General features: G+C 40.2%; 28 protein-coding genes. 27 read left to right on the top strand and 1 reads right to left on the bottom strand.

The genetic code is table 11. From position 1 onward, the window contains the following. Nucleotides 1–9 precede the first annotated feature (9 nt). The 27 genes from O3664_RS03755 (at nucleotide 10) to O3664_RS03625 (ending at nucleotide 25,958) form a co-directional block, all read left to right on the top strand. Entirely contained in the window at nucleotides 10–807 is a 798-nt protein-coding gene (locus tag O3664_RS03755) for a formate/nitrite transporter family protein (protein WP_049499380.1), read from the top strand. A gap of 147 nt (nucleotides 808–954) precedes the next feature. Beyond that, nucleotides 955–2,235, top strand: a complete 1,281-nt coding sequence (locus tag O3664_RS03750; protein ID WP_203180650.1) for an O-acetylhomoserine aminocarboxypropyltransferase/cysteine synthase family protein — start codon at nucleotides 955–957, stop codon at nucleotides 2,233–2,235. Between the two features lie 95 nt (nucleotides 2,236–2,330). Further along, nucleotides 2,331–3,605: a DUF2130 domain-containing protein gene (locus tag O3664_RS03745; protein WP_371613648.1), complete on the top strand. Its 1,275-nt coding sequence runs from the start codon at nucleotides 2,331–2,333 to the stop codon at nucleotides 3,603–3,605. Between the two features lie 9 nt (nucleotides 3,606–3,614). Next, entirely contained in the window at nucleotides 3,615–4,058 is a 444-nt protein-coding gene (locus O3664_RS03740; RefSeq protein WP_023947188.1) for a GNAT family N-acetyltransferase, read from the top strand. A 156-nt stretch (nucleotides 4,059–4,214) separates the two neighbouring features. Beyond that, the gene (truB, locus tag O3664_RS03735) at nucleotides 4,215–5,093 is read left to right on the top strand and encodes a tRNA pseudouridine(55) synthase TruB (RefSeq protein ID WP_371613647.1); all 879 of its coding nucleotides are present in this window, start codon (nucleotides 4,215–4,217) and stop codon (nucleotides 5,091–5,093) included. Between the two features lie 109 nt (nucleotides 5,094–5,202). Beyond that, entirely contained in the window at nucleotides 5,203–5,841 is a 639-nt protein-coding gene (gene udk, locus O3664_RS03730) for a uridine kinase (protein ID WP_001181376.1), read from the top strand. Nucleotides 5,842–5,967: 126 nt separating this feature from the next. Beyond that, complete coding sequence (gene xseA, locus O3664_RS03725; protein WP_371613646.1) at nucleotides 5,968–7,308, top strand: exodeoxyribonuclease VII large subunit; 1,341 nt, start codon at nucleotides 5,968–5,970, stop codon at nucleotides 7,306–7,308. Next, the gene (locus tag O3664_RS03720; RefSeq protein WP_000043226.1) at nucleotides 7,286–7,498 is read left to right on the top strand and encodes an exodeoxyribonuclease VII small subunit; all 213 of its coding nucleotides are present in this window, start codon (nucleotides 7,286–7,288) and stop codon (nucleotides 7,496–7,498) included. The genes xseA and O3664_RS03720 overlap by 23 nt, the downstream gene beginning before the upstream one ends. Then, entirely contained in the window at nucleotides 7,495–8,370 is an 876-nt protein-coding gene (locus tag O3664_RS03715) for a polyprenyl synthetase family protein (protein ID WP_371613645.1), read from the top strand. The genes O3664_RS03720 and O3664_RS03715 overlap by 4 nt, the downstream gene beginning before the upstream one ends. After that, on the top strand, nucleotides 8,363–9,178 hold the full coding sequence (locus O3664_RS03710; RefSeq protein WP_261010884.1) for a TlyA family RNA methyltransferase: 816 nt from the start codon (nucleotides 8,363–8,365) through the stop codon (nucleotides 9,176–9,178). Before O3664_RS03715 ends, O3664_RS03710 begins: the two co-directional genes overlap by 8 nt. Next, nucleotides 9,171–9,602, top strand: a complete 432-nt coding sequence (locus O3664_RS03705; RefSeq protein ID WP_020900686.1) for an arginine repressor — start codon at nucleotides 9,171–9,173, stop codon at nucleotides 9,600–9,602. The genes O3664_RS03710 and O3664_RS03705 overlap by 8 nt, the downstream gene beginning before the upstream one ends. 6 nt (nucleotides 9,603–9,608) lie before the next feature. Further along, nucleotides 9,609–11,276, top strand: coding sequence for a DNA repair protein RecN (gene recN, locus O3664_RS03700; protein ID WP_371613644.1), 1,668 nt, complete (start codon nucleotides 9,609–9,611; stop codon nucleotides 11,274–11,276). A 1-nt stretch (nucleotide 11,277) separates the two neighbouring features. After that, nucleotides 11,278–12,006: a metallophosphoesterase family protein gene (locus O3664_RS03695; protein ID WP_070527436.1), complete on the top strand. Its 729-nt coding sequence runs from the start codon at nucleotides 11,278–11,280 to the stop codon at nucleotides 12,004–12,006. Nucleotides 12,007–12,084: 78 nt separating this feature from the next. Further along, nucleotides 12,085–13,908 carry a translation elongation factor 4 gene (gene lepA, locus O3664_RS03690; protein ID WP_001047207.1) on the top strand — a complete coding sequence of 608 codons (1,824 nt, stop codon included), beginning with the start codon at nucleotides 12,085–12,087 and terminating at the stop codon, nucleotides 13,906–13,908. Between the two features lie 252 nt (nucleotides 13,909–14,160). After that, the gene (locus O3664_RS03685; protein ID WP_000521974.1) at nucleotides 14,161–14,637 is read left to right on the top strand and encodes a PTS sugar transporter subunit IIA; all 477 of its coding nucleotides are present in this window, start codon (nucleotides 14,161–14,163) and stop codon (nucleotides 14,635–14,637) included. A 38-nt stretch (nucleotides 14,638–14,675) separates the two neighbouring features. Next, a complete protein-coding gene (locus tag O3664_RS03680) occupies nucleotides 14,676–14,981 on the top strand; it encodes a PTS sugar transporter subunit IIB (protein ID WP_000590547.1) in 306 nt (101 codons plus the stop codon). A 48-nt stretch (nucleotides 14,982–15,029) separates the two neighbouring features. Continuing rightward, a complete protein-coding gene (locus O3664_RS03675) occupies nucleotides 15,030–16,505 on the top strand; it encodes a PTS galactitol transporter subunit IIC (protein ID WP_371613643.1) in 1,476 nt (491 codons plus the stop codon). A 100-nt stretch (nucleotides 16,506–16,605) separates the two neighbouring features. Continuing rightward, nucleotides 16,606–17,502, top strand: a complete 897-nt coding sequence (locus O3664_RS03670) for an aldose 1-epimerase family protein (protein ID WP_247949287.1) — start codon at nucleotides 16,606–16,608, stop codon at nucleotides 17,500–17,502. A 285-nt stretch (nucleotides 17,503–17,787) separates the two neighbouring features. Further along, the gene (gene lacA, locus O3664_RS03665; protein WP_000029277.1) at nucleotides 17,788–18,213 is read left to right on the top strand and encodes a galactose-6-phosphate isomerase subunit LacA; all 426 of its coding nucleotides are present in this window, start codon (nucleotides 17,788–17,790) and stop codon (nucleotides 18,211–18,213) included. Between the two features lie 148 nt (nucleotides 18,214–18,361). Continuing rightward, a complete protein-coding gene (gene lacB, locus O3664_RS03660) occupies nucleotides 18,362–18,877 on the top strand; it encodes a galactose-6-phosphate isomerase subunit LacB (RefSeq protein ID WP_001216910.1) in 516 nt (171 codons plus the stop codon). Between the two features lie 10 nt (nucleotides 18,878–18,887). Then, nucleotides 18,888–19,817 (top strand): tagatose-6-phosphate kinase, encoded by a 930-nt coding sequence (locus O3664_RS03655; RefSeq protein ID WP_084928545.1) that lies wholly within the window; start codon nucleotides 18,888–18,890, stop codon nucleotides 19,815–19,817. A gap of 1 nt (nucleotide 19,818) precedes the next feature. Then, a complete protein-coding gene (gene lacD, locus O3664_RS03650; RefSeq protein WP_001229114.1) occupies nucleotides 19,819–20,799 on the top strand; it encodes a tagatose-bisphosphate aldolase in 981 nt (326 codons plus the stop codon). 234 nt (nucleotides 20,800–21,033) lie between these two features. After that, on the top strand, nucleotides 21,034–21,870 hold the full coding sequence (locus O3664_RS03645) for a PRD domain-containing protein (RefSeq protein ID WP_084928544.1): 837 nt from the start codon (nucleotides 21,034–21,036) through the stop codon (nucleotides 21,868–21,870). Between the two features lie 35 nt (nucleotides 21,871–21,905). After that, nucleotides 21,906–22,223: a PTS lactose/cellobiose transporter subunit IIA gene (locus O3664_RS03640; protein ID WP_001078320.1), complete on the top strand. Its 318-nt coding sequence runs from the start codon at nucleotides 21,906–21,908 to the stop codon at nucleotides 22,221–22,223. Then, entirely contained in the window at nucleotides 22,223–23,914 is a 1,692-nt protein-coding gene (locus O3664_RS03635; protein WP_001037324.1) for a lactose-specific PTS transporter subunit EIIC, read from the top strand. The genes O3664_RS03640 and O3664_RS03635 overlap by 1 nt, the downstream gene beginning before the upstream one ends. Nucleotides 23,915–24,252: 338 nt before the next feature. Further along, nucleotides 24,253–25,659 carry a 6-phospho-beta-galactosidase gene (gene lacG / locus O3664_RS03630; RefSeq protein ID WP_371613642.1) on the top strand — a complete coding sequence of 469 codons (1,407 nt, stop codon included), beginning with the start codon at nucleotides 24,253–24,255 and terminating at the stop codon, nucleotides 25,657–25,659. Between the two features lie 41 nt (nucleotides 25,660–25,700). Further along, a complete protein-coding gene (locus O3664_RS03625; protein ID WP_023948162.1) occupies nucleotides 25,701–25,958 on the top strand; it encodes a DUF3884 family protein in 258 nt (85 codons plus the stop codon). Between the two features lie 104 nt (nucleotides 25,959–26,062). Here O3664_RS03625 and O3664_RS03620 read toward each other — a convergent pair whose 3' ends face one another. Further along, nucleotides 26,063–26,830 carry a DeoR/GlpR family DNA-binding transcription regulator gene (locus O3664_RS03620; RefSeq protein ID WP_033685012.1) on the bottom strand — a complete coding sequence of 256 codons (768 nt, stop codon included), beginning with the start codon at nucleotides 26,828–26,830 and terminating at the stop codon, nucleotides 26,063–26,065. Between the last annotated feature and the right edge of the window lie 146 nt (nucleotides 26,831–26,976).

The following is a 26,976-nucleotide window of genomic DNA, read 5'->3' as shown; positions in this document are numbered from 1 at the left end:
GAGTTTATTATGGTTTCTTCAGAATTTATCTCAAAGATTGAATTTGCTTGCAAGAAGAAAGAAAGTCTTTATAGTCAAAGCAAATTTAAGTATGCGATTCGTTCTATGTTTGCAGGTGCATTTTTAACCTTCAGTACTGCTGCTGGTGCAGTTGGAGCTGACTTGATTAATAAAATTGCACCAGGTAGTGGACGTTTCCTCTTCCCATTTGTCTTTGCTTGGGGCTTGGCCTACATTGTTTTCTTGAATGCCGAGTTGGTAACATCAAACATGATGTTCTTGACTGCTGGTAGTTTCTTGAAAAAAATCTCTTGGAGAAAAACAGCTGAGATTTTACTTTACTGTACCTTGTTCAACCTTATCGGGGCTTTGATAGCAGGTTGGGGCTTTGCCCACTCAGCAGCCTATGCACATCTGACTCACGATAGTTTCATCTCAGGGGTTGTTGAGATGAAGTTAGGCCGTTCAAATGAATTAATCTTGCTTGAGGCGATTTTGGCAAATATTTTCGTAAATATTGCGATTCTTTCATTTGTTTTGGTCAAAGATGGTGGCGCCAAACTTTGGCTTGTGTTGTCGGCGATTTACATGTTTGTATTCTTAACAAACGAGCACATTGCTGCGAACTTTGCTTCTTTCGCGATTGTAAAATTCAGTGTTGCTGCGGATTCAATTGCCAACTTCGGTGTTGGAAATATGCTTCGCCACTGGGGGGTAACCTTCGTTGGAAACTTTATCGGAGGAGGCCTCTTGATGGGTCTTCCATATGCTTTCCTCAATAAAAATGAAGATACTTATGTAGATTAAGAAAATGAGCACGATTGATTCGTGCTTTTTTCATTTTTAAAATAAGGTAATAGCTGTTTCTTATATCAAAATATAGAAAGCTAATATTTGTAAACTATACCTTAAGGTGCTACAATATCCTTAATCAAACTATTTGGAGGTCGCCTTATGACTCGTGATTTTAAATTTGAAACTTTGCAACTGCATGCTGGTCAAGTTGTGGATCCAGCTACCAAGTCTCGTGCAGTGCCGATTTATCAAACAACATCTTTTGTTTTTGATGACACGCAGGAAGGTGCAGATTTGTTTGCCTTGAGAAAACCAGGGAACATTTATACTCGTATCACCAACCCTACAACAGCTGCCTTTGAAGAAAGAATTGCAGCTCTCGAAGGTGGTGTTGGAGCTCTTGCAACAGCATCAGGTATGGCCGCAGTGACTTATACGATTTTGGCTCTTGCCCATGCGGGTGACCATGTTGTAGCGGCCTCAACTATTTACGGCGGAACCTTCAATCTCTTGAAAGAAACACTTCCTCGTTATGGAATCACAACAACCTTTGTGGATGTGGATAATTTGGAGGAAGTGGAAGCAGCTATCAGTGACAATACCAAACTTGTCTTGATTGAAACCTTGGGGAATCCCTTGATTAACATTCCTGACTTGGAAAAATTGGCTGAGATTTCGCATAAACACAAGATTCCTCTCGTTTCAGACAACACTTTTGCCACACCATATTTGATTAACGTTTTCTCTCACGGTGTAGATATTGCTATTCACTCTGCGACTAAGTTTATTGGTGGGCATGGTACGACTATTGGAGGAGTGATTGTCGATAGTGGTCGTTTTGACTGGGCGGCTTCAGGGAAATTCCCTCAATTTGTTGAGGAAGATCCAAGCTACCACAATTTGAGCTATACTCGGGATGTGGGTGCAGCAGCCTTTATTATCGCTGTTCGTGTTCAATTGCTCCGTGATACAGGTGCAGCCTTGTCGCCATTTAATGCCTTTCTCTTGCTCCAAGGACTTGAAACCCTTTCTCTTCGTGTCGAACGTCATGTGCAAAATGCAGAGAAAATTGTTGATTTCCTTGTCAACCATCCTAAGGTAGAAAAGGTAAACTATCCAAAACTTGCAGACAGTCCTTATCATGCCTTGGCTGAGAAATACTTGCCAAAAGGTGTGGGTTCAATCTTTACTTTCCATGTCAAAGGTGGGGAAGCAGAAGCCCGCAAGGTAATTGATCATTTAGAAATCTTCTCTGACCTTGCAAACGTGGCAGATGCTAAGTCTCTTGTTGTTCATCCAGCCACAACCACTCACGGTCAATTGTCAGAAAAAGATCTAGAAGCAGCAGGTGTCACACCAAATCAAATTCGTTTGTCAATCGGTCTTGAAAATGTAGAAGATTTGATTGAAGACTTGCGCTTGGCCTTGGAAAAAATTTAAAGAAAAAGAAGATAAACAGTGGGTTTCGACTCGCTGTTTTTGATTTTCCTTCAGGCATGATATAATGGTTACAGAAGTCTAGAAAGAGGAACGATATGAACGAAATCAAATGCCCTAACTGTGGGGAAGTCTTTACAGTAAATGAAAGCCAGTATGCCGAACTTTTGTCCCAAGTGAGAACGGCAGAGTTTGATAAGGAACTGCACGATCGCATGAAGCAGGAACTGGCTTTGGCTGAGCAAAAGGCTATGAATGAGCAACAGTCTAAACTAGCTCAAAAAGACCAAGAAATCGCGCAATTGCAGAGTCAAATCCAAAATTTTGCTACAGAGAAAGAGTTGGCCAAGAAAGAGGTTGAACAGACAAGCCATGAGGCCTTATTGGCTAAGGATAAGAAAGTACAGGCCTTGGAAAACCAATTGGCTACCTTGCGTTTGGAGCATGAAAATCAACTCCAAAAGACCCTTTCTGACCTAGAAAAAGAACGAGATCAAGTCAAAAATCAGCTTCTTTTACAAGAAAAAGAAAATGAGCTTTCTCTTGCTTCTGTTAAGCAAAACTATGAAGCTCAACTCAAGGCAGCCAGTGAACAAGTCGAATTTTACAAGAATTTCAAAGCCCAACAATCTACAAAAGCTATCGGGGAAAGTTTGGAACACTATGCGGAGAGTGAGTTTAACAAGGTCCGTAGTTTTGCCTTTCCAAATGCTTACTTTGAGAAGGATAACAAGGTCTCTGCGCGTGGGTCTAAGGGGGACTTTATCTTCCGTGAATCTGATGAAAATGGAGTAGAAATCATTTCCATCATGTTTGAGATGAAAAACGAAGCAGATGGAACAGAGAAGAAGCATAAGAATGCGGACTTCTACAAGGAATTGGACAGGGACCGTCGGGAGAAGAACTGTGAGTATGCCGTTTTGGTGACCATGCTTGAGGCTGATAATGACTACTTTAACACGGGGATTGTTGACGTTAGCCACGAGTATGAAAAGATGTATGTGGTTCGCCCTCAATTCTTTATCCAGTTGATTGGGCTCTTGCGAAATGCGGCGCTTAATTCCCTAAAATACAAGCAAGAGCTGGCCTTGGTTCGTGAGCAAAATATTGATATTACGCACTTTGAAGAAGACTTGGATGCCTTTAAGCTAGCCTTTGCCAAGAACTATAACTCTGCTTCGACCAACTTTGGCAAAGCAATCGATGAAATCGACAAGGCGATCAAACGCATGGAAGAGGTTAAAAAGTTCCTAACAACATCTGAAAACCAACTCCGTCTGGCTAATAATAAGCTGGAAGATGTCTCTGTCAAGAAATTGACACGTAAAAATCCAACCATGAAAGCGAAGTTTGAAGCACTGAAGGGGGAGTAGGAGGATCCTATGCAGATACGAAAAGCAACCATGAAAGATGCTGAAGCACTACTGTCTCTATACGAAGACTTGGGCTATCCAACGACCGCTTCTAAGCTGTCTCGACGTTTAGAAATGATTCTTTCTCAACCACATTATGGCTGTCTTCTAGCTGAAAGAAACGGAGAAATTTTAGGTTTCTTAGGTTATGCGAAGCTCTTCTTTTTTGAAGCAGATGGATCTTACTATCGTATTTTAGCTTTGTCAGTTGCAAAAGAAACAAGACGACAAGGAATTGCTAGTAGGCTAATCGATGAATTGAAAAAACAAGCGGTAAAAGAAGGAGTTGAGGCACTGGCTCTAAATAGTGGATTAACCGCTGAACGAAATGCTGCACATCAGTTTTATCAGGCTGTTGGATTTGAAAAAGTGACTGCAGGCTTTGCTCTGCATTTAAAAAGTCAACATGAATAAACATGATAAAATAGTAAGGGAAACGAAGTAATGTCTTCAACAAAAGGAAAAACCTTATATTTTAATAATAAGAGCATGGACTATGTGATCTTTGGACAAGTGAAGAAGTCTTTCGTCATCATAAAGAGAGTTTTAGTATTTTTAGAAAGTTAATGAATGAACGGTATTATCAACTTAAAAAAAGAAGCGGGGATGACCTCGCATGATGCGGTTTTTAAACTGCGTAAGATTTTGGGAACCAAGAAGATTGGTCATGGTGGGACCTTGGATCCGGATGTAGTGGGGGTTTTGCCGATTGCGGTTGGTAAGGCGACACGCATGGTCGAGTTTATGCAGGATGAGGGAAAGGTCTATGAGGGGGAAATCACTCTGGGCTATTCCACGACGACAGAGGATGCTAGTGGGGAAGTGGTCGCAGAGACACCTGTTTTGTCGCCCTTGGATGAAAAGCTTGTCGATGAAGCAATCGCTAGCTTGACTGGGCCTATTACCCAGATTCCGCCTATGTACTCTGCGGTTAAGGTCAATGGTCGCAAGCTCTATGAGTATGCGCGTGCTGGTCAGGAAGTGGAGCGTCCAGAGCGTCAGGTGACCATTTATCAATTTGAACGAACAAGTCCAATTTCTTATGAGGGTCATCTTGCACGCTTTACTTTTCGTGTGAAATGCAGTAAGGGAACTTATATTCGTACCTTGTCTGTTGATTTGGGAGAAAAATTGGGTTATGCGGCCCATATGTCTCACTTAACACGTACTAGTGCAGCTGGTTTGCAACTAGAAGATGCTCTTACCTTGGAAGAAATTGCTAGAAAAGTGGAGGATGAGCAATTAGATTTTCTCCATCCTCTAGAGATTGGAACAGGTGACCTTGTCAAAGTTTTCCTAAGTCCAGAAGAGGCTACAGAAGTGCGCTTTGGTCGCTTTATTGAGCTCGGCCAAACAAATCAAGAATTGGCTGCTTTTGAAGGCGATACATTGCTAGCCATTCTAGAAAAACGGGACAATCTCTATAAGCCAAGGAAGGTTTTTAGCTAGTCTAACTGAGGTGTAGGGAGTGTTGTTTCCCCTAGACTATCCAAATCAGACTATAAATTTTGCAAAAAATGTGATAGAATAGACGACGGATAAAAAAACGGAGGATAGCATGCAAAATAGACCAATCATTATCGGAGTGACAGGTGGTTCTGGTGGTGGTAAGACCAGTGTTTCAAGAGCCATTTTATCGCATTTCCCTGATGAAAAGATTTCCATGATTGAGCATGATTCATACTATAAGGATCAGTCTCACTTGACCTTTGAAGAGCGTGTCAAAACCAACTATGACCATCCTTTTGCTTTTGATACAGATTTGATGATCGAGCAGATTAAAGAATTGTTGGCAGGGCGTCCGGTGGATATCCCGACTTATGACTATACAGAACATACACGAAGCAGCAAGACCTATCGTCAGGAGCCTCAAGATGTCTTTATCGTTGAGGGGATTTTGGTCTTGGAGGACAAGCGCCTACGTGATTTGATGGACATCAAGATTTTTGTGGATACGGATGATGATGTGCGCATTATTCGTCGTATCAAGCGTGATATGGAGGAGCGTGGCCGTAGTCTTGATAGTGTTATTGACCAGTACTTAGGTGTAGTTAAACCTATGTATCACCAGTTTATTGAGCCAACCAAACGTTATGCGGATATCGTCATTCCTGAGGGAGTCAGCAATACAGTGGCTATTGACCTGTTGACGACCAAGATTGCTAAGATTTTGGAAGAAGCTCGAAATAGTAAATAAACAGATGTGGAGGCCTTGCCTCCTTTTCTATTTTTCTCTCATAATGGTACATAAATGGAGATTTTTAGGCATATTTTTGGTATAATAATACCCATGAAAGAGCAAGAAAATGAATAGTAGGTGGAGATGGAAAAGTATTTATCGGTGACAACTTTGACCAAGTATCTGAAAATGAAATTCGATAAAGACCCTTACTTGGAACGGGTCTATTTAACTGGTCAAGTTTCCAACTTTCGTAAACGACCTACTCACCAATATTTCTCCCTAAAGGATGACCATGCAGTTATTCAAGCGACTATTTGGTCTGGGGTTTATCAGAAATTAGGTTTCGACCTAGAAGAAGGAATGAAAATCAATGTGATTGGGCGTGTGCAGGTCTATGAACCAAGTGGTAGCTACTCCATCATCATTGAAAAGGCAGAGCCTGATGGGGTTGGGGCGCTTGCGATTCAGTTTGAACAACTCAAGAAAAAATTGACAGAAGAAGGCCTGTTTCAAGAACGCTTCAAGCAACCTCTGCCCCAATTTTCTAAGAGAATTGGTGTAGTAACCAGTCGCAGTGGAGCCGTTATTCGAGATATTATCACGACCGTCAGCAGGCGATTTCCAGGTGTCGATATCCTACTTTATCCAACTAAGGTGCAAGGAGATGGAGCAGCAGAAGAAATTGCTCGAAATATTGCGCGTGCCAATCAACGTGACGATTTGGATTTGCTGATTATTGGTCGTGGTGGAGGTTCTATCGAGGATCTCTGGGCCTTTAACGAAGAGATTGTGGTACGGGCTATTTTTGAATCTCGCTTGCCAATCATTTCTAGTGTGGGACATGAGACGGATGTGACCTTGGCGGATTTTGTGGCAGATAGACGGGCTGCGACGCCAACGGCGGCAGCTGAACTGGCAACACCTGTGACCAAGTTGGATGTGTTAGCACATTTGCAAAATCAGGAAAAACGAATGGCAACGGCAGTCCGAAATGTCCTATCTAAGAAACAAGAAGCTTTGAAAAAATGCAGTCAGTCTGTTATCTTTAGACAGCCAGAGCGTTTGTATGATGGCTATTTGCAACGGCTAGACCAATTACAACTGCGATTAAAACAAAGTTTGCGAACACGGATTTCTGATAACAAACAGACAGTACAAGCAAGGACGCATCGACTGGTACAATTATCACCCGTTACCAAAATCCAACGCTATCAAGACCGTCTAGGTCAGTTGGACAAGCTTCTCCATAGCCAAATGGCGCTGGTTTATGATGCCAAGGTTGCTGAAGTGAAGCGACTTTCGGAAGCCTTGTTGATGTTGGATACCAGTCGAATCGTGGCGCGTGGTTATGCTATTGTCAAAAAAGAAGAGTCCGTTGTAGATTCGGTTGAGAGTTTGAAGAAAAAAGACCAAGTGACGCTTTTGATGCGAGATGGTCGAGTAGAATTAGAGGTTAAAGATGTCAAAACAAAAGAAATTTGAGGAAAATCTAGCAGAACTGGAAACCATTGTCCAAAGTTTGGAAAATGGTGAAATTGCTCTAGAAGATGCGATTGCCGCCTTTCAAAAGGGTATGGTCTTGTCAAAAGAGCTCCAAGCGACGCTGGACAAGGCTGAAAAGACCTTGGTCAAGGTTATGCAAGAAGACGGAACAGAAAGTGATTTTGAATGAAAAAGCAAGAAAAATTAGCTCTTGTTGAGTCAGCTTTGGAAGACTTTTATGGAGACCAGCAGTTTGCCTCTAGTTTGCGAGAGTCTGTTCTCTATTCCATTCATGCTGGTGGCAAGCGTATTCGACCTTTTCTCTTGTTAGAAGTTTTGGAAGCCTTGCAGGTCGCTATTAAACCGGCACACGCACAGGTGGCTGCGGCCTTGGAAATGATTCATACAGGGAGCTTGATTCATGATGATCTTCCTGCCATGGATGATGATGATTACCGTCGAGGGCGTTTGACCAATCATAAAAAATTTGGTGAAGCTATGGCAATTTTGGCAGGAGATGCTTTATTCCTAGATCCTTATGCCCTGATAGCGCAGGCAGATTTGCCAAGTCAAATCAAGGTGGACTTGATTGCCAATTTATCTCTTGCTTCAGGAAGTCTGGGCATGGTAGCAGGCCAGGTTTTGGACATGGAAGGTGAACACCAGCATTTGTCTTTGGAAGAACTTCAGACCATTCATGCTAATAAGACTGGAAAATTACTAGCTTATCCTTTCCAAGCGGCTGCTATTATAGCCGAATTGGCACCTGAAATGCAGGCAAAACTGAAAACTGTAGGTGAATTAATTGGGCTTGCTTTTCAAGTTCGAGATGATGTATTGGATGTTACAGCTAGTTTTGAGGAAATCGGTAAGACACCACAAAAGGACCTACAGGCTGAAAAATCAACCTATCCTGCTTTGTTGGGCTTGGAAGAGGCTATTGCCTTTTGTAACCAAACTCTGGATCAAGCTAATGCAAAATTAGAAGAAATTGCCCAGCAGGTTCCCTTTGAAACAGAATCGATTGTAAAAGTAGTAGAAAGTTTGAGAATCAATGGCTAAGGAAAGAGTGGATGTACTAGCTTATAAACAGGGCTTGTTTGAGACAAGAGAACAAGCCAAGCGAGGTGTTATGGCTGGGCTTGTTGTGGCTGTTCTTAATGGAGAACGCTTTGACAAGCCAGGAGAGAAAATCCCAGATGATACTGAGTTAAAACTCAAGGGTGAGAAACTCAAGTATGTCAGCCGCGGCGGTTTAAAACTGGAAAAGGCCTTGCAGGTCTTTGATTTGTCAGTGGATGGGGCGACCACGATTGATATTGGGGCTTCTACTGGTGGCTTTACCGATGTCATGTTGCAGAATGGTGCTGAGCTTGTCTACGCGGTGGATGTTGGTACCAATCAGTTAGCCTGGAAACTGCGCCAAGATTCTCGGGTTGTTAGCATGGAGCAGTTTAATTTCCGCTATGCTGAAAGGACTGACTTTGAGCAGGAACCAAGTTTTGCCAGTATTGATGTAAGTTTCATTTCCCTTAGTCTGATCTTACCAGCCTTGCATCGTGTGTTGGCTGATCAAGGTCAGGTTGTGGCTTTGGTTAAGCCCCAGTTTGAGGCAGGTCGTGAGCAGATTGGGAAAAATGGAATCATTCGCGATGCCAAGGTCCATCAGAATGTTCTTGAATCTGTCACAACCATGGCAGTAGAGGAAGGCTTTTCAGTCCTTGGTTTGGACTTTTCTCCCATCCAAGGTGGGCATGGAAATATTGAGTTTTTAGTGTATTTGAAAAAAGAAGAGTCAGCAAGCAATCAGGTTCTTGCTGAAATTGAAGAAGTAGTAGAGAGGGCGCATAGTCAATTTAAAAATGAATAAAAAAGAGAGACTTGAAAAAATTAGACGATTTGTGACAGATTATCAAATCGGTACACAAGAAGAAATTGTAGAACATTTGAAAGAGGCAGGGATCACTGCCACTCAGGCAACAGTATCACGGGATATCAAAGAGCTAGGCATTGTCAAAATTCCTTTGAGAGACAACACCTATGTCTACGAATTGCCAAAATCAATCGTAAAAAGTTTGCAACTGGCTGAAGACAATATTGAGTCAGCTGAATTGATGGACAAGATGATTAATCTCCAAGTTATCCCAGGAAATACAGCTTTTGTAAAAGCTCAGTTAATTGAGACTTTTGCTGACAAGATTTTTAGCTGTTTAGCTGATGATAGCTCGATTTTAGTCATTGCCAGAAGTGAAAGTCTAGCTGAGGAAATCTTTGAACAAGTAAAAAATTGGTAGGTCTATATGTTACTTGAAATTTCGATAAAAAACTTTGCCATTATTGAGGCTATTTCCCTCAATTTTGAAAAGGGGATGACTGTCTTGACTGGTGAAACGGGTGCAGGGAAGTCGATTATCATTGATGCCATGAATATGATGTTGGGGGCTCGTGCGACGACAGATGTTATTCGTCATGGTGCGCCAAAGACAGAGATTGAGGGGCTTTTCTCAGTTGAGAATAGTCGCCTTTTACAGGAAATTTTTGATGAGCAAGGTTTGGAAATGGGTGATGAGATTATCATCCGTCGGGAAATTCTGCAGAATGGTCGTAGTATCAGCCGTGTGAATGGCCAGATGGTTAATCTGTCTGTTTTGCGTGCTATTGGGCAACATCTGGTGGATATACATGGTCAGCATGACCAAGAGGAGTTAATGCGTCCTCAACTGCATATTCAGATGTTGGATGAATTTGGTGACGCAGCTTTTTGGGAATTGAAAGAAACCTATCAAACGAGTTTTGATGCCTATCGTAAAATGCGTAAGCAGGTTCTGGAAGTCAAGAAAAACCAACAGGAACACAAGGCTCGTATTGAAATGTTGGAATTTCAAATGGCAGAGATTGAGGCAGCAAACTTGCAAGCTGGTGAAGACTTATCTCTCAATCAAGAGCGAGAGAAACTTCTCAACCATAAAAACATTGCGGATACACTGACCAATGCCTACAGTATGTTGGACAATGAAGATTTTTCAAGTCTGGCTAATGTTCGTTCAGCCATGAATGACATGGAAAGTGTTGAAGAGTACGACCCTGAATACCGTGAAATTTCAAGCTCTTTGTCTGAGACATACTATGTCTTAGAAGACATTAGCAAACGTTTGGAAGCAATCATTGAGGATTTAGATTTTGATGGTAATCGCCTCATGCAGGTTGAGAATCGTTTGGATCTCCTTCATACCATTACTCGTAAGTATGGTGGGACTGTTGACGATGTCTTGCTTTATTTTGCCAAGATTACGGAAGAATACAATCTCTTGACTGGCAATAATCTTTCGTCTGAGGACATGGAAGCTGAGCTCAAGAAATTGGAAGTCAATCTTGTTGATTTGGCAGGCCAGCTTGCATCTGCTCGTCATGACTTGGCCCAGCAGCTAGAAGCAGAGATTAAACAAGAATTGCAAGACCTTTATATGGAAAAAGCCCAGTTTCAGGTTCGTTTTAGCAAGGGCAAATTCAGTCGTGAGGGAAATGAAATGGTTGAGTTTTATATTTCAACCAACCCTGGTGAAGACTTTAAACCCTTGGTCAAGGTTGCATCTGGTGGGGAATTATCTCGTCTCATGCTAGCCATTAAGTCTGCCTTTTCACGTAAAGAGGGCAAGACAAGTATTGTCTTTGATGAGGTGGATACGGGAGTTTCAGGCCGTGTAGCTCAGGCCATTGCACAGAAGATTCACAAGATTGGGCAACATGGTCAGGTTCTGGCTATTTCCCATTTGCCACAAGTAATTGCGATTGCGGATTATCAATTCTTTATTGAGAAGATTAGCAATGACCATTCAACAGTTTCGACTGTTCGTCTCTTGACGGTTGAAGAGCGAGTGGAAGAAGTTGCTAAGATGTTGGCAGGTGATGATGTGACAGAAGCAGCTCTGACGCAAGCCAGAGAATTGTTGAGAAACAGGGAGAAATAAGATGACTGATTATTATGTAATTGGAGATGTTCATGGAAAAGCAGGAATGCTGGAAGACCTTCTCAAAACCTGGGATGGTCAGACCAAATTGCTCTTTCTAGGGGATTTGATTGACCGCGGTGAAGATAGTCGCCGTGTTCTTGAAATGGTTAAGGACTTAGTGGACAATCAAGGGGCTATCTGTCTATCAGGAAACCACGAGTATATGTTTTTGACTTGGCTCGATAACCCAGAAGAAAGCTATGACCATTATCGTCGCAATGGTGGAGATACAACCATTAACTCTATCCTAGGTCGTCCCTTGGATGCACCGGTTGATGGGGTAGAAGATGCCAAGCGTGTTGCTACTGAAGAGGCAGACTTGGTCGAATTTATTCGTCAAATGCCATTTGTGGTAGAGACAGACAAGTATATCTTTGTTCACGCAGGTATTGATTTGACCTTGGATGACTGGCATGAAACCACAGATTATAAAAAAGTCTGGCTCAGAAAACCATTCCACGAAGCAGAAAATCATACTGGGAAAACCATTGTCTTTGGACATACACCGGTTTATGGTTTGCTGAAGCAAGAGCGTGGTACTGCTGAGCTTTGGACTACAGAAGATGGCAAGATTGGAATGGATGGAGGAGCTGTTTATGGTGGTGTCCTTCATGGGATTGTCTTTACAGACCAAGGAATGACAGAACACCACTTTATCGAAAATGACGGCTTTGTTGCTGAAGATTAGTACTCCTAGCAGGGTATGGTCTTGTCAAAATGTCAAAAACAATTTATAATAAATAGATACCCTGAAAGGAAGAGAATCATGAACTTAGAAGAATTGAAAAAACGACAGGAGAAGATCCGTAACTTCTCTATTATCGCCCATATTGACCACGGAAAGTCGACTCTAGCAGACCGTATTTTGGAAAAAACAGAGACAGTTTCCAGTCGTGAAATGCAAGCTCAACTTTTGGATAGCATGGATCTAGAGCGAGAACGTGGGATTACCATTAAACTCAACGCCATCGAGCTCAATTATACTGCAAAAGATGGGGAAACTTATATTTTCCACTTGATTGACACGCCAGGGCACGTAGACTTTACCTATGAAGTTTCACGTTCGCTCGCTGCCTGTGAGGGTGCTATTTTGGTGGTCGATGCCGCTCAAGGTATTGAGGCTCAAACCCTTGCCAACGTTTATCTAGCCTTGGACAATGATTTGGAAATCATGCCAGTCATTAACAAAATTGACCTGCCTGCTGCAGACCCTGAGCGCGTGCGTACAGAGATTGAAGATGTCATTGGTTTGGATGCCAGTGAAGCAGTTTTGGCTTCTGCCAAGGCTGGTATCGGTATCGAGGAAATCCTTGAGCAAATCGTAGAAAAAGTGCCAGCACCAACGGGTGATGTGACGGCGCCACTGAAGGCCTTGATTTTCGACTCTGTTTACGATGCCTACCGTGGGGTTATTCTTCAAGTGCGTGTCATGGATGGGGTGGTCAAACCTGGCGATAAGATTCAGCTTATGAGCAATGGCAAGACTTTTGATGTTACGGAAGTCGGTATCTTTACACCCAAGGCAGTTGGTCGTGATTTCCTTGCGACTGGTGACGTTGGTTATATTGCAGCTTCTATCAAGACGGTTCAGGACACTCGTGTGGGTGATACCGTTACCTTGGCAACCAATCCTGCGGCTGAGCCATTACATGGCTACAAGCAGATGAATCCTATGGTCTTTGCGGGTCTCTATCCTATCGAATCAAACAAGTACAATGACCTTCGTGAAGCCCTTGAAAAATTGCAACTGAATGATGCTAGTCTTCAGTTTGAACCAGAAACATCTCAGGCACTTGGATTTGGTTTCCGTTGTGGTTTCCTTGGACTTCTCCATATGGATGTTATCCAAGAACGTTTGGAACGTGAGTTCAACATCGACCTCATCATGACAGCGCCATCCGTTATCTATAAGGTTAATTTGACCGACGGTGAGTCTATGGATGTGTCTAACCCATCTGAGTTCCCAGACCCAACTAAGATTGCGACCATTGAGGAACCTTATGTTAAGGCGCAAATCATGGTACCACAGGAGTTCGTCGGAGCAGTGATGGAATTAGCTCAGCGCAAGCGTGGTGACTTTGTGACTATGGATTATATCGATGATAACCGTGTTAATGTCATCTATCAAATTCCACTGGCTGAAATCGTCTTTGACTTCTTTGATAAGCTAAAGTCTTCAACTCGTGGTTATGCAAGCTTTGACTACGAATTGTCAGAGTACCGCCCATCTAAGCTTGTGAAAATGGATATTCTTCTCAACGGAGACAAGGTGGATGCCCTCAGCTTTATCGTTCACAAGGATTTTGCTTACGAACGTGGAAAACTTATCGTTGATAAGCTCAAGAAAATCATCCCTCGTCAACAATTCGAGGTACCAATTCAAGCAGCTATTGGACACAAGATTGTCGCTCGTACTGATATCAAGGCCCTTCGTAAGAATGTACTTGCTAAGTGTTACGGTGGTGACGTTTCTCGTAAACGCAAACTCCTTGAAAAACAAAAAGCAGGTAAGAAGCGCATGAAAGCTATCGGATCAGTAGAAGTTCCACAAGAAGCCTTTCTCAGCGTCTTGAGTATGGATGAAGAATAAGTTATCAGAAATGCCTTTCCTTGTTCATAGGAAATTTATATAATAATAAATAGTAAAGCAGGCTTAGATGGTCTGCTTTTTTAGTTTCTAGAACAGAAAAAATGTTTGTTTATATGTTTGTTTTTATATAACAAGCTATAAAAACAACAAAAATATAAAAAAAGAGACAAAAAACAACAGAAAAATATTGACAACGATTTCATATAGTGTTATACTTATAGCATAAAGTTAATGGAAAGAAGGGAAAACCTTATGGGATTAGATCATTTCTTTGACAAAAACCTTGTGTTTTGCTTAGAAGCGGATAATCAAGAACATCTCTTTGATCAGGTTGCAACTTTATTGGAAGAACGAGAAATCGTAACTCCAACTTATCGTGAAGCCTTGATTACGCGTGAAAAGTCATTTCCAACTGGCTTAGATATGGAATTTTTGGGTAAGGATTTGCCGAATGTGGCTATTCCTCACACAGATATTGTTCATAATCTAGCTGAAAAAGTTGTGGTCGTTCGATTAGAAAAACCAGTGACTTTCCACAATATGATTGCGCCAGATAAGGAAGTAGAAGTATCCTTGCTCTTCTTTATCATTAATAACTCAAGTTCAAGTCAAACAAACATTCTTGCTCAGTTGATGGACTTCTTTACTGGAAATGGTCATCTTGAAGACCTATCAAAAATATCTGAACCAGAAGCTCTTTATGCTTATATTGCTGAAGCAATCGCTTAATCTTGTCTATTAAAAATATTAAATCGGAGGAAATCCATATGATTAAAATTCTTGCTGCCTGCGGTGCAGGTGTTAACTCAAGCCACCAAATTAAAAGCGCTCTTGAAGAAGAACTTTCAAACCGCGGTTTTGATGTTCACTGTGATGCAGTTATGGTAAAAGATGTTAACGAAGACCTTATCAAAGGTTATGACATCTTCACACCAATTGCTGCGACAGACCTTGGTTTTGACCCAGGTATTCCAGTTATCGAAGCTGGACCAATCTTATTCCGTATCCCAGCTATGAGTGCTCCAGTATTTGACAATATTGAAGCAGCTATTAAAGAACACGGATTAAGCTAATTTTAATTTGTTAACATTCATATAACATAAAAAACGGGAGGAACTATTATGGATGTCATTATCGAACTAGCCAATAAGCTGTTCAAACCTATCTTGGATATGGGTGGACCGGTCATCATGCTGATCATTTTGACAGTATTGGCTCTACTTTTTGGAGTGAAATTCTCCAAAGCACTTGAAGGTGGTATCAAACTTGCCATCGCTCTTACTGGTATCGGTGCTATCATCGGTATGCTGAATGGTGCTTTCTCAGCATCACTTGCAAAATTCGTTGAAAATACTGGTATTCAATTGAACATCACTGACGTTGGTTGGGCACCACTTGCTACAATCACTTGGGGATCTGCTTGGACACTTTACTTCTTGCTCATCATGTTGATTGTCAACGTAGTGATGCTTGCTATGAAGAAAACTGATACACTTGACGTTGATATCTTCGATATCTGGCACTTGTCTATCACAGGTCTTTTGATTAAATGGTATGCAGACAACAACGGTGTAAGCCAAGGGGTTTCACTCTTCATCGCCACTGCAGCAGTTGTCCTTGTAGGTGTTCTTAAAATCATCAACTCTGATTTGATGAAACCTACATTTGATGACCTTCTTAACGCACCAAGTTCATCACCAATGACTTCAACTCACATGAACTACATGATGAACCCAGTTATCATGGTTTTGGATAAGATTTTTGAAAAATTCTTCCCAGGTCTTGATAAATATGACTTTGATGCTGCTAAATTGAACAAGAAAATCGGTTTCTGGGGATCTAAATTCTTCATCGGTTTCATCCTTGGTATCGTTATCGGTTTGATGGGTACTCCACATCCAGTTGCTGGCGTAGAAGATGCAGCAAACTGGCAATTAGTTATTAAAGGTTGGTTGTCTCTTGGTTTGACAGCTGGTGTGTCTTTGGAACTCTTCTCACTTATCGGTTCATGGTTCATCGCTGCCGTAGAGCCACTTTCACAAGGTATTACAAACGTTGCTACTAAACGTCTTCAAGGACGTAAATTCAACATCGGTCTTGACTGGCCTTTCATCGCTGGTCGTGCTGAAGTTTGGGCTTGTGCAAACGTACTTGCACCAATCATGTTGGTTGAAGCTGTGCTTCTTTCAAACGTCGGAAATGGTATCTTGCCACTTGCAGGTATCATCGCTATGGGTGTTACTCCAGCTCTCTTGGTTGTAACACGTGGTAAATTGCTCCGTATGATTATCTTCGGAACACTCTTGTTGCCACTCTTCCTTCTTTCAGGTACACTTATCGCTCCATTTGCAACAGAACTTGCTAAAGGTGTAGGTGCATTCCCAGAAGGTGTGAGCCAAACTCAATTGATTACTCACTCAACTCTTGAAGGACCAATCGAAAAACTTCTTGGTTGGACAATTGGTAACGCTACAACTGGTGATATCAAAGCAATCCTTGGTGCTGTAGTCTTCCTTGTATTCTATATCGGTATCTTTGCATGGTACAGAAAACAAATGATCAAACGTAACGAAGAGTACGCAGCAAAAGCAAAATAATGCGCTCCTATAAAATGTAAATTGTTAAAGCTAGGTTGTCGACATCCATTAGGAGTGACAGCCTAGTTTTTTATAAACTATCAAGAAATCGGAGAAAATAATGGTAATTGAATTAAAATCAGAACAATTAAGAGTTGAATTTAACAGTTTTGGTGGGGCTCTTTCTTCTATAAAAGATGCCGAGGGAGTTGAGTATTTGTGGCAAGGAGATGCTACTTATTGGAGTGGACAAGCTCCTGTTCTCTTCCCCATTTGTGGTTCATTGAGAGAGGATACAGCACTTTATATAGATGATAATGGACAAGAAATCAAAGGAAAGATTCCTCGTCATGGTTTGGTTCGTAAGAAAGAATTTGAATTAGTTGAACAGACAGATAATAGTGTAACTTTTGCAATTGAAGACGATGAGAATAGCTATCAGAACTACCCTTATCATTTCCGCTTAGAAATCACTTATATCCTTACTGGAAAGACAGTACGGACTCAATACAAAATATTTAATAAAGAAATTAGCAAGGTCATGCCTTACTTTATTGGTGGACATCCAGGATTTAATTGTCCTCTGCTTGATGATGAAGTCTATGAAGATTATTATCTAGAGTTTGAAAAAGAAGAGACTTGCTCTGTTCCACGTCCTTTCCCAGAAACAGGTATGTTGGATTTCCAAGATAGAAGTCCATGGCTAGAAGGTCAAAAAGAATTAGACCTCAGCTATGATCTTTTCAGCACTGATGCAGTCACCTTAGATGAATTGCAATCTAGAACAATTGCCCTTCGTTCTCGTAAACATGATAAGGGATTGAAAGTTCGTTTTGCAGAGTTTCCAAACCTCATTATATGGTCAACTTTGAATAAAGGACCTTTCATTGCTTTTGAACCATGGTCTGGCTTGTCAACATCCCTTGAAGAAGGAGATCATCTAGAAGATAAGAAGAATGTTCGTCTCCTAGAACCTGCTCAAGTAGATCAAATTGGTTTTGATATCGAAATTTTTTAATTAAAAAAACACAAAAACAAACATTAATTGTTGACTTTTTTAAGAAATAGGAGTATATTATGTTTGTAAGCAACAAATGATGTTTGTCACAAACAAACAATCACTTGTTATATTCTCTTTCGTAGAGAAAGATTATTTCTAGGAAGCTGGTTTCCTAAACTTGAATAAGGTGTCATTCATCTCATTCAATCCAATTTGTCAATAAACTGCTAGAAAGCTTTTTGTAGGTAAACTAATAACCATAAAAGTCTTTACTAGCCTAGAAAAATAAAAGGAGTATACAATATGTCTATTGTTATCGGTGCAGATGCTGCAGGTTTGAGATTGAAAGAAGTTGTGAAAGACTTCTTAGAAAAAGAAAACTTCCACGTTGTGGATGTTACAGCTGAAGGTCAAGACTTTGTTGATGTGACTCTTGCTGTTGCTGCAGAAGTAAACAAAGAAGAACAAAACCTTGGTATCGTGATTGATGCTTATGGAGCTGGTCCATTTATGGTCGCAACTAAGATCAAAGGAATGGTTGCTGCAGAAGTATCTGACGAACGTTCAGCTTATATGACTCGTGGACACAACAACTCACGTATGATCACTATGGGTGCACAACTTGTCGGTGATGAATTGGCTAAAAACATTGCTAAAGGATTTGTTAACGGTAAATACGATGGTGGACGTCACCAAATTAGGGTCGATATGTTGAACAAAATGTGCTAATACGCTTCAAAAATCAAGATAATCTGTCGTCAGCTCACTTTAGCTAACCTCAGTTATGCTCGCAGCTCGCTTCCTAAGCTAATCTTGATTTTTCTTGAGTAAGGATAAATGATATTAGATTTATATAATTAATCGGAGGGAATAACTAATGAGAATTGCAATTGGATGTGACCACATCGTAACAGATGAAAAAATGGCGGTTTCAGAATTTTTGAAATCAAAAGGATATGAAGTCATTGACTTTGGTACATATGACCATACACGTACTCACTACCCAATCTTTGGTAAAAAAGTAGGGGAAGCTGTAACTAGCGGTCAAGCTGATCTTGGGGTATGTATCTGTGGTACTGGTGTTGGTATCAACAATGCTGTAAATAAAGTTCCAGGTGTCCGTTCTGCCTTGGTTCGTGATATGACAACAGCTCTTTATGCTAAAGAGCAATTGAACGCTAACGTTATCGGTTTTGGTGGTAAGATTACTGGTGAATTGCTCATGTGTGATATCATCGAAGCTTTCATCCATGCTGAATACAAACCATCTGAAGAAAACAAAAAATTGATTGCGAAAATTGAACACCTTGAAAGTCACAATGCTCAACAAACAGACGCAAACTTCTTCACTGAATTCCTTGAAAAATGGGATCGCGGAGAATACCACGACTAAGAGGTAACCTATGATTTTAACAGTCACAATGAACCCATCCATTGATATTTCCTATCCCTTGGATGAGTTGAAGATTGATACTGTCAATCGTGTGGTAGATGTAACCAAAACGGCTGGTGGTAAGGGACTCAATGTTACCCGAGTACTTTCAGAATTTGGAGATTCTGTTCTTGCTACTGGTTTAGTTGGTGGCAAACTTGGTGAGTTTTTGGTTGAACATATCGATAATCAAGTAAAAAAAGATTTCTTCTCTATTCAAGGAGAAACTCGTAACTGTATCGCTATTCTTCACGGAGACAACCAAACAGAAGTTCTTGAAAAAGGTCCTGTAGTATTGGAACAAGAAGGTCAAGGCTTTTTGGAACATTTCAAAAAACTCTTGGAGTCAGTTGAAGTAGTAGCTATCTCAGGTAGTCTGCCAGCTGGCCTTCCAGTTGATTACTATGCGAGCTTGGTAGAACTTGCTAATCAAGCTGGCAAGCCTGTAGTCTTGGACTGCTCTGGTGCAGCACTTCAGGCGGTTCTTGAATCATCACATAAACCAACAGTCATCAAACCAAATAATGAGGAATTGTCTCAACTTCTAGGAAGAGAAGTTTCTGAGGATTTGGCTGAATTAAAAGAAGTTCTCCAAGAACCTTTGTTTACAGGAATTGAGTGGATTATCGTTTCACTTGGTGCCAATGGTGCCTTTGCCAAACATGGTGACACTTTCTACAAGGTAGATATTCCTAGAATTCAGGTAGTCAACCCTGTCGGATCTGGAGATTCTACTGTGGCAGGGATTTCTTCAGGACTACTTCATAAAGAATCGGATGCAGAATTACTCATCAAGGCAAATGTCCTTGGTATGCTCAATGCTCAAGAAAAAATGACTGGTCATGTCAACATGGCTAACTATCAAGCTCTATATGATCAATTAATAGTAAAAGAGGTATAAAATGGCTTTAACAGAACAAAAACGTGCACGCTTAGAAAAACTTTCTGATGAAAATGGGATCATCTCAGCTCTTGCTTTTGACCAACGTGGTGCTTTGAAACGTCTCATGGCTCAACACCAAACAGAAGAACCAACTGTGGCTCAAATGGAAGAACTTAAAGTCTTGGTAGCAGATGAATTGACTAAATACGCTTCATCAATGCTTCTTGACCCTGAATATGGACTTCCAGCAACTAAAGCTCTTGATGAAAAAGCTGGTCTTCTCCTTGCTTATGAAAAAACAGGTTATGACACAACAAGCACAAAACGCTTGCCAGACTGCTTGGATGTTTGGTCTGCAAAACGTATTAAAGAAGAAGGTGCAGATGCAGTTAAATTCTTGCTTTACTATGACGTAGATAGCTCAGACGAACTAAACCAAGAAAAACAAGCTTACATCGAACGTATCGGTTCTGAATGTGTGGCTGAAGATATCCCATTCTTCCTTGAAATCCTTGCTTACGATGAAAAAATTGCGGACGCAGGTTCTGTAGAATACGCGAAAGTAAAACCACACAAAGTTATCGGTGCTATGAAAGTCTTCTCAGACCCACGCTTTAACATTGATGTCTTGAAAGTAGAAGTTCCTGTTAACATTAAATATGTTGAAGGCTTCGCTGAAGGTGAAGTGGTTTACACACGCGAAGAAGCAGCAGCCTTCTTCAAAGCACAAGATGAAGCAACTAACTTGCCATACATCTACTTGAGTGCTGGTGTATCAGCTAAACTCTTCCAAGATACTCTTGTATTTGCCCATGAATCAGGTGCAAACTTCAACGGAGTTCTTTGTGGCCGTGCAACATGGGCTGGATCAGTTGAAGCTTATATCAAAGATGGTGAAGCAGCAGCTCGCGAATGGCTTCGCACAACAGGTTTTGAAAATATTGACGAGCTCAACAAAGTTCTTCAAACAACAGCGACTTCATGGAAAGAACGCGTGTAAGAAATTCCTCCTAGGTTAGGAACATGAATCTAAAAATTTTTTAAAAAAAGTTGTATGTAAAGGTTTACAAAACAACTTACTTGTGCTATACTTAAATCACAAGTTAATACAAGGTGAGTGTTACTAAGTAATATTAGGCATGATCACAGGTGAATTAGAAATCAGATGATTTTCTAGTTCATTTGTGGTCATTTTTTATACTCATATACCTTTAAAATATAAAAGGAGGTTGACATGTATCGAATTCTAAATCCAATAAATCATAATGTTTCGCTTGTCAGGAATGATAAAGGAGAAGAAGTGATTGTAATTGGTAAGGGGATTACATTCGGAAAGAAGAAGGGGGATTTGATTGCTGAAAATCAGGTTGAGAAAATCTTTCGGATGAAGACCGAAGAGTCCAGAGAAAACTTTATGGCTCTTCTCAAAGATGTTCCGCTTGATTTTATCACAGTGACCTATGAAATCATTGATAAGCTATCAAAGAAATATCATTATCCGATTCAAGAGTATCTCTACGTAACCTTGACAGACCATATTTACTGTTCTTATCAAGCTCTAGCACAAGGAAGGTACAAGGATAGCAATCTGCCAGATATTTCTACCAAGTATCCTGTCGCTTTTCAAATTGCAAATGAGGCTTTTGAAATTTATCGTCAGAAGCTAGCAGATCATTTCCCTGAAGATGAAATTATTCGGATTGCTTATCATTTCATCAATGCCGAAGGCGAGAATGAAGTGGAAGTGGTTGAGTCGATTGATAAGAGGAAAGAAATTCTCAGGAATGTTGAAGAAGTGTTAAAGGGTTATGCAATTCAACGAACCAAAGAGAATAACCATTTCTATGATCGCTTTATGATTCATCTGAATTATTTCTTGGATTATTTAGACCGCTCTAGAGATGATAACCAATCACTTCTGGATATGGAAGAACATATTAAACAATCCTATCCAAGAGCGTTTGAAATTGGTTCCAAGATATACGATGTGATTACGCAACATACGGGTCTTGATTTGTATAAAAGTGAACGTGTTTATCTAGTTCTACATATCCAACGTTTATTGTCATAAAAATTTATTTAAAACTATATAAGGAGAATTCTATCATGAATAGAGAAGAAGTAACATTGTTAGGTTTTGAAATCGTAGCCTATGCTGGCGATGCTCGTTCAAAACTATTGGAAGCCTTGAAAGCTGCTGAAGCTGGCGATTTTGCGAAAGCAGATAGCTTAGTCGAGGAAGCTGGTTCTTGCATTGCAGAGGCTCACCACGCGCAAACAAGTCTATTGGCTAAGGAAGCTTCTGGTGAGGACTTAGCCTATAGTGTAACCATGATGCATGGCCAAGACCACTTGATGACAACTATCTTATTAAAAGATTTGATGCACCATTTAATTGAACTGTACAAGAGAGGAGTTAAATAATGAATAAACTAATTGCATTTATTGAGAAAGGAAAACCTTTCTTTGAGAAACTATCTCGTAATATCTATCTTCGTGCTATTCGTGATGGTTTCATTGCAGGTATGCCTGTTATTCTCTTCTCAAGTATTTTTATCTTGATTGCCTTTGTACCAAACTCATGGGGCTTTAAATGGTCTGATGAAGTTGTAGCCTTTCTTATGAAACCTTACAGTTATTCAATGGGTATTTTAGCTCTCTTGGTAGCTGGTACAACAGCCAAGTCATTGACCGACTCAGTAAACCGTAGCATGGAGAAAACCAATCAAATCAACTATATGTCAACACTGTTAGCAGCGATTGTTGGTTTGTTGATGTTGGCAGCTGATCCTATCGAAAATGGTCTTGCTACTGGATTCTTGGGGACAAAAGGTTTGCTTTCAGCCTTCCTTGCTGCCTTTGTTACTGTAGCAATCTATAAGGTTTGTGTTAAGAACAACGTCACTATTCGTATGCCTGACGAAGTTCCACCAAATATCTCACAAGTCTTTAAAGATGTGATTCCATTCACTCTCTCAGTTGTTTCACTTTATGCTCTTGATTTACTAGCTCGTCATTTTGTTGGTGCAAGCGTAGCAGAATCAATCGGTAAATTCTTTGCACCATTATTCTCTGCTGCTGATGGTTATCTAGGTATTACGATTATCTTTGGTGCATTTGCATTCTTCTGGTTTGTTGGTATCCATGGTCCATCTATTGTTGAACCTGCTATCGCAGCAATTACCTATGCCAATGCCGAAGTCAACTTGAACCTTCTCCAACAAGGTATGCACGCTGACAAGATTCTTACTTCTGGTACACAAATGTTTATCGTTACCATGGGTGGTACTGGTGCGACACTGGTTGTTCCATTCATGTTCATGTGGTTAACAAAATCAAAACGTAACCGTGCAATCGGTCGTGCTTCAGTAGTCCCAACATTCTTTGGTGTAAATGAACCAATCTTGTTTGGTGCACCACTTGTATTAAACCCAATCTTCTTCATTCCATTTATCTTTGCTCCAATCGCAAACGTTTGGATCTTCAAATTCTTTATTGAAACACTTGGAATGAACTCATTTACTGCTAATCTACCATGGACAACTCCAGCTCCACTAGGTCTAGTTCTTGGTACGAACTTCCAAGTTCTATCATTCATTCTTGCTGCCCTTCTAATCGTGGTTGACGTAGTCATTTACTATCCATTCCTTAAAGTATATGATGAACAAATTCTTGAAGAAGAGCGTTCAGGTAAATCTAATGATGAATTGAAAGAAAAAGTTGCCGCAAACTTCAACACTGCAAAAGCAGATGCTATTCTTGAAAAAGCTGGTGTAGAAGCAGCACAAAATACAATCACTGAAGAAACAAATGTCCTCGTTCTCTGTGCAGGTGGAGGGACAAGTGGACTTCTTGCGAATGCTTTGAATAAGGCAGCTGCAGAATACAATGTTCCTGTGAAAGCAGCAGCAGGTGGCTATGGTGCTCACCGTGAAATGTTGCCAGAGTTTGATCTTGTTATCCTTGCCCCTCAAGTTGCTTCAAACTTTGAAGACATGAAAGCAGAAACAGATAAGCTCGGTATTAAACTAGCGAAAACAGAAGGCGCTCAATACATCAAATTAACTCGTGATGGAAAAGGTGCTCTTGCATTCGTACAAGCTCAATTCGATTAACGATAGGGACTGTGAAACAGTCTCCTATCGTTACGGCAATCGCTATGGCGAATTTCCTAATCGCCTTGTTAATTCGTCGGTAAAAAGCTATCGTTTTTACCTCCTCATGTCACAATTCGATTAACGATAGGGACTCTGAAATAGTCTCCTCTCGTTACGGCAATCGCTATGGCAAATTTCCTAATCGCCTTATTAATTCGTCGGTAAAAGGCTATCGTTTTTACCTCCTCATGTTACAATTCGGTGACTTGGTACAAGAAGTGAGATGGAGAAGGATGGCTCACTGACTCCTCTCCTCTCACTTTTACTTTATTTAAATCAAGAAATAGGTGAAAAAAATGACAAAAACATTACCAAAAGACTTTATTTTCGGTGGCGCAACAGCTGCCTATCAAGCAGAAGGTGCTACACATACTGATGGAAAAGGACCAGTTGCGTGGGATAAATATCTTGAAGATAACTACTGGTACACTGCCGAACCAGCTAGTGATTTTTACAATCGATACCCAGTTGACCTCAAACTAGCAGAAGAGTATGGTGTCAATGGTATTCGAATTTCTATTGCCTGGTCACGTATTTTCCCGACTGGTTACGGTCAAGTAAATGCTAAAGGTGTTGAATTTTATCATAATCTATTTGCAGAGTGTCACAAACGTCATGTTGAGCCTTTTGTAACTCTTCATCACTTTGATACGCCAGAAGCTCTCCACTCAAATGGAGACTTCTTAAACCGTGAAAATATTGAACACTTTGTAGACTACGCTGCCTTCTGTTTTGAAGAATTTCCAGAAGTAAACTATTGGACAACATTCAATGAAATTGGACCAATCGGTGATGGTCAATATTTAGTTGGTAAATTCCCTCCAGGTATTCAGTACGACCTTGCCAAAGTTTTCCAATCGCACCACAATATGATGGTTTCTCATGCGCGTGCAGTTAAGCTATATAAAGAAAAAGGCTATAAAGGCGAAATTGGTGTTGTTCACGCACTGCCAACCAAGTATCCTTTAGATCCTAAAAATCCAGCAGATGTTCGCGCTGCTGAGTTGGAAGATATCATCCACAATAAATTTATCTTGGATGCAACTTATCTTGGAAGCTATTCAGATGAAACGATGGAAGGTGTCAACCATATCTTATCAGTCAATGGTGGTAGTTTGGATCTTCGTGAAGAAGATTTTACAGCATTAGAAGCTGCAAAAGACTTGAATGATTTTCTAGGCATCAACTACTATATGAGTGACTGGATGGAAGCCTTTGATGGCGAAACAGAAATCATTCATAATGGTAAGGGTGAGAAAGGAAGCTCTAAATACCAAATCAAAGGTGTTGGTCGTCGTGTAGCTCCTGATTATGTACCACGTACAGACTGGGATTGGATTATCTACCCTCAAGGTTTGTATGACCAAATCATGCGTGTGAAGAAAGATTATCCTAACTACAAGAAGATTTACATTACTGAAAATGGTCTAGGGTATAAAGATGAGTTCGTTGATAACACTGTTTATGATGATGGCCGTATTGATTATGTCAAACAACACTTAGAGGTCTTATCTGATGCGATTGCTGATGGTGCAAATGTCAAAGGATACTTCATCTGGTCATTGATGGACGTCTTCTCATGGTCAAACGGTTATGAAAAACGTTACGGTCTCTTCTATGTAGACTTTGAAACTCAAGAACGTTATCCTAAGAAATCAGCTCACTGGTACAAGAAAGTAGCGGAAACTCAAGTGATTGAGTAGTAGAATGAGTAATTAGATATAGAATTCTAGTGAGGCAAAAGATGTTCAAAGATTTTATCCAATCTATTTATGAAAAAGTTTATATTATCAATTTTGATAAATGTTCTCAAATACCTTGTTTGACTAATGAGGAGCTGAAAAAACTTGGGAAATGGTATGTCTCTACCGGTAAAGAATGGATTTGCCATTCAGACTATGAGCTGGAAGAATTTAAAATTATCTTTTTAAATTTTATCAGTCCTGAAGAACGGGATAACATCTCCTTTGATTCAGATTTTATGCCGTTTCAACAATCATAAAGAATCTAGGAAACTCTTTGTAAAAATCTTCATCAAAAAATGCGTCATATCAAGATTCTTATTTTCTTGATATGACGCATTTTATATTTTATCAATCCTCAGTTTTATGGTTTAGAAAGAATAATTTTTGTTTGTTTTGAAAGTTGTTCAAACGTTTCTTTGCTCAGTTTAGAATCTGAAACGATGGTATCAATATCAGAGATATTGTAGAAGGTATAGAAATCAAATTTATTGAACTTACTATGGTCAGCTAGTAAGTATTTTTTATTGGAATTATTGAGGGCGATGCGTTGAGATTCACCTTCCTCTTCACTAAAGGTCGCAATCGCATTGTCCTGAATACCATTACAGCTAACGAAAGCTTTAGAAAATTGTAAATTGGCCAAGTTTTGCAAGGTTAGTGTTCCGACAAAGGCTCCAGTGATAGAGCGATAGTTTCCACCTATTAAAATCAAATCTGTTAGTTTTCGTTCGTTTAAGATGAGAAAGACTGGTAAACTGTTTGTTACAACACGAATATTATCAATTGGAAGTTCACGGGCAAAAGATTCCAAGGTTGTCCCTGGACCAATAAAAATGGTTTCACCCTCATCAATTAAATGGCCTGCAAAACGGCTGATTTCTTGTTTTTCTGCAATCTGTAAGCTTTGTTTTTCAATATTGGAACGTTCATTGTTTAAAATAGAACCTGTGCGAATTTTCTCAGCTCCCCCGTGCACCCGAACAAGTAAATCCTTGTCTGCTAACTCTTGCAAGTAGCGTCTAGCAGTCATATCTGATACATCCAAGCGAGTCATGATTTCTTTTACAGTAATAGTTCCTTTTGTATTTACCGTTTCTAGAATATTATCTAGTTTTTCCTGCTTTAACATCGTTATCACCTCTATTTCTATTACTATTTTATCATAAAGTATTCAATCAATCAATTTAAAAAACAAAAGAAAACAAAAACAAAAATATCATGGTTGTTTTAAACAAACCATGATATTTGTTATTGCTTATAAAATAGATAACATTA

It is taken from the genome of Streptococcus sp. 27098_8_109 (assembly GCF_041432295.1).
In the GTDB taxonomy this organism is placed as follows: domain Bacteria; phylum Bacillota; class Bacilli; order Lactobacillales; family Streptococcaceae; genus Streptococcus.
Note: the sequence above shows the minus strand (reverse complement) of the source record. Positions and strands in the feature narration are given on the sequence as shown.